This is a genomic window from Microbacterium sp. UBA3394 (assembly GCF_002358725.1).
In the GTDB taxonomy this organism is placed as follows: Bacteria; Actinomycetota; Actinomycetes; order Actinomycetales; family Microbacteriaceae; genus Microbacterium; species Microbacterium luteum.
Map to the genome: position 1 here is coordinate 1 of NZ_DEPK01000284.1, position 3,268 is coordinate 3,268.

A 3,268-nucleotide genomic window follows, 5' to 3' on the forward strand; every position below is an offset into this window, starting at 1 on the left:
CCGGAACGCCGCACGTCGTGCTTGCGGGCGGTCCAGGAGAGGGCGCCGCGTAGCGTGCTGAGCAGCAGCGCCAGCACGGCGAATCCGGCTTCGCCGATGAAGAGCTGACGCAGCATCGAACCGTACTCGCCGCCCCCCACGAGCTCGAGCGCGATGAGGAAGGCGACCACCTGCATGATGACGGTCGCGAACTGCCACCAGCGCGCTCCGGGCTTGCGGCTGGAGAACGACACGAGCAGCACGATCTGCATGAGCACGAGTGCGACGATGATCGCGAACACCGACCAGTAGACGATGTCGGCCGCGGCCTCGTATGTCTCCGTCGTGCGGTCTGCGCTGACCGCTTCGATGGCCTCGATGATCAGCGGGAGCTGGTCCTCGCGGATGACGAAGTAGAAGACCACGGTGACGGCGCCGAAAGCGAGGCTCAGGACCCACAGGAACTGACTCAGGCGAACTGAGAACGGCGGCGGTGCCTTCGTGAGGACCGGAGCGCTGTTGCCGCTGGAGAGCGTGGGGCGCTCCGGTGCGTTCCGTGGGGGCTTCGGCGGCGCGGAACGCGGGGCAGACGCCGGCTGCTGCTGCGCCGGCGCGGGTAGCGGAGGGCGCGGCGGGATCTCCTGGCGGGCGGGTGACGTCGATGTCTGCGACACGGTGGGCTCCGGTTTCCGAGATACCTCACCCGCCCGCCGTGACGGGGTCTCGGCGGGCGGGTGAGGGGTCTTGCGATCTGGGGACACGAGGCGGGCCTTACGGCTGCTCTTCGAGTTCCATCTCCATCGGCGCCTCGACGTAGTCGGCGGAGGAGTCGGCCTCCCAGGTGTCTTCGGTCTCCACCGGGGGAGCTTCGACGGCCACGGTGTTCTCCACGGCGACGTCGCCGCCGATGTCGCCGTTGTTGACCGCGACCTGCGTGTTGTCCACCTCGGTCTCGGTGTCGTTGAACGACTCCTCCACCTCGACATCGACATCGGTCTCCGTCGATCCGTCGTTGAAGGACTCGTCGACGTCGGCCTCGACCTCCGTGTCGGTGTTGGTCGAGGAGTCGTTGAACGATCCGTCGACGTCGACGTCGGTGGTCTCGTTGCCGATCGCGATGTCGCCGGTCTCGATGTCGGTGGTCGACGTGTCGACGCTGGCGGTCTCACCGGCGGCGGCTCCGCCGTCGCCGCTGTTGACGATCGCCTCGTTGTCGAAGATCTGGTTCACGTCGCCGTTGGCCCAGATGTTCTGATTCACCGACTGGTCGACGATCGTCGCGCGGTTGTCGATCGTGAACGACTGGGTGATCGTGTTGATCTCCTCGACCGGCGTGGGCTTGGGCCCAGGCGGGTGGGGATGCGGGTGGGGGTTCGGGTGCGGGTGCACGTCGGGCCGGTCGACCACGACCGGGGCGACGGCGCGCACGTCGTCGGCGCACACGTCCGACAGGCCGTTCGAGGCGAGCGTCCCTTCCGGGTCCTGTTCGAACTCCGCTGCGGCCTCCGGGTCGCGCAGAAGGCTAAGGATGAATTCGATCAATGCATCGGCGATGGTCGCCAGCGGAGTGGTCATGGTGTCTCTCCCGTCGTTTCGAGACTCGTTCTCGAGGCTATGCAGGTCTGCGAGGTTCGGAATCGGGGGTAACCCCGAAAGATTCTGAGGGCGCTTAGGGATCTGCGCGTGAGGTCGGGGGTCATCGTCCGGCCCCTTCCGTCGTGCTCATCGCCACGCGCAGTTTCGCCAGCAGATCCGACCGCGACGTGGCAGCCAGCCGCCGGCGGATCTGTCCGATGTGGTGCTCCGCAGTACGCGGTGAGATGAACAGCTCTGCTCCGATTTCGGCGTACGTCCGGCCCTGCAGCACCAGCTGGGCGATCTCGTGTTCGCGCTCGCTGAGACCGGTGTTCGCGGAGGTGGGAACCGGGCCTGTTGCCGGTTCGCCCGAGGGTGCCGTCTCGCGCGGGTGCAGCTCCCGCGCGCACGCCAGCAGCCGCGCCCCGACCTTCTTGTCCTTGCTGCGACGGGCTCCGTGTCCGGCGAGGCGTGCGCCGTCCCATGCGAGTCCGACCGTGGAAAGACCCCGGGCGGCCGCTTCCACCGCGTCGGGGTCGACGGTGCCGGCGAGGATGGCCGTCCACGCTCGCCCGGCCTGCGCCATGCGGGCGGCGAGCGGGTTGCGGCGGGCGGCGGTGACGAGTGCTTTGGCGTGCGGTGCGAGGTCGTCGGGGCGATTCTCGAGGATGCCGCGCTGAATGCCCGCCCAGTGCAGCGCCGTCGCCCACACCGACGGCTCACCGAGCCGGTCGACGAGGGCGAGTGCGTCGCGGAAGGCCGGCTGCATCCATTCGGCGTCGCCGAGGCGGGCCGAGACGATCACCAGTTCGCTCAGCGGCAGCAGCATGTACAGGTCGGGTTCGACACGGCGCACCCGGCTCTTGAGCGAGTCCCAGGCGGATCCGAGCGCGGCGACGTCGTCGTAGCGCCGAGCGAGTTCGACCGTGACGGCCGCGGCGATGACGTCGTCGCGGGCCGAGAGCACGGCGCCGTCGGCGGTCGCCGCGGCCAGCGAGCGTCGCGCCTCGGCGACCTGCTCGCGCTGCACGGCGATCCACGCGTTCCACAGCAGCAGGCGCGGACGCCAGCGGCGGCAGTGCGCGGTGTGGGTGAGGGCGTCGGTGATCACCGTGTGGGCGAGATCCAGGTCCCCGATCCCGATCGCGGCGGTCGCGGCGATGACGGCCGGAAGCTCGGGCGTCGGCGAGGTGTCCCGGGCGGCGCACGACAGGTCGGCCGCGCGGCGAAGGTCATCCACAGCCTCGCGGGGGCTGTCATCGGAGAGCGTGGCGCGCAGGCCGCGATCCAGCAGATCGAGCGCGACCCCCCGGGCAGACGGGGCCGCCGGTGCCGTCGCATCCGCTGTGCCCGTGGAGAGGTCGCGCTCGACGAGTCTGCCGGCGCCGGCGGCGGCGACGAGTGCGCGCGTGCGACCGGGCGCCGACGCCGGCGGCATCGCACGGTACGTGTCGTGTGCGATCGACATCATCCCGCGGTCGGCCCATGTCGTCGCGAGCGTGTCGGCGGCGAGGTCGTGGTCCGGGTGAGCGCGGTCGATCCCCACGCCGCCGAGGAGCAGTCCGGCCCCGTCGCCGTCCCCGGCGGCCCACAGGGCGTGCGCGTGCGCGGCGGCGATCTCGGATTCCGGCACGCCGCACGCGACGGCGCGCTCGAAGAGTGCGGCCGCGAGCGCCGGCTGGCAGGCGATCTCGGCGCGTGCGCGTTCGGCGAT

At 70.5% G+C, this 3,268-nt stretch carries 3 protein-coding genes; all 3 read right to left on the reverse strand.

The window, feature by feature from the left end:
• A partial coding sequence (locus tag B4E30_RS16505) for a hypothetical protein (protein ID WP_286796358.1) occupies window positions 1-653 on the reverse strand: 653 nt, incomplete at its 3' end.
• Window positions 654-750: 97 nt separating this feature from the next.
• Window positions 751-1,554 carry an IniB N-terminal domain-containing protein gene (locus B4E30_RS16510; RefSeq protein ID WP_194383652.1) on the reverse strand — a complete coding sequence of 268 codons (804 nt, stop codon included), beginning with the start codon at window positions 1,552-1,554 and terminating at the stop codon, window positions 751-753.
• A 121-nt stretch (window positions 1,555-1,675) separates the two neighbouring features.
• A partial coding sequence (locus tag B4E30_RS16515; protein ID WP_286796360.1) for a LuxR C-terminal-related transcriptional regulator occupies window positions 1,676-3,268 on the reverse strand: 1,593 nt, incomplete at its 5' end.

What these genes read in the sequence shown, in the direction of transcription:
- B4E30_RS16510 (WP_194383652.1), bottom strand. Translation starts at nt 1,554, where the DNA reads ATGACCACTCCGCTGGCGACCATCGCCGATGCATTGATCGAATTCATC.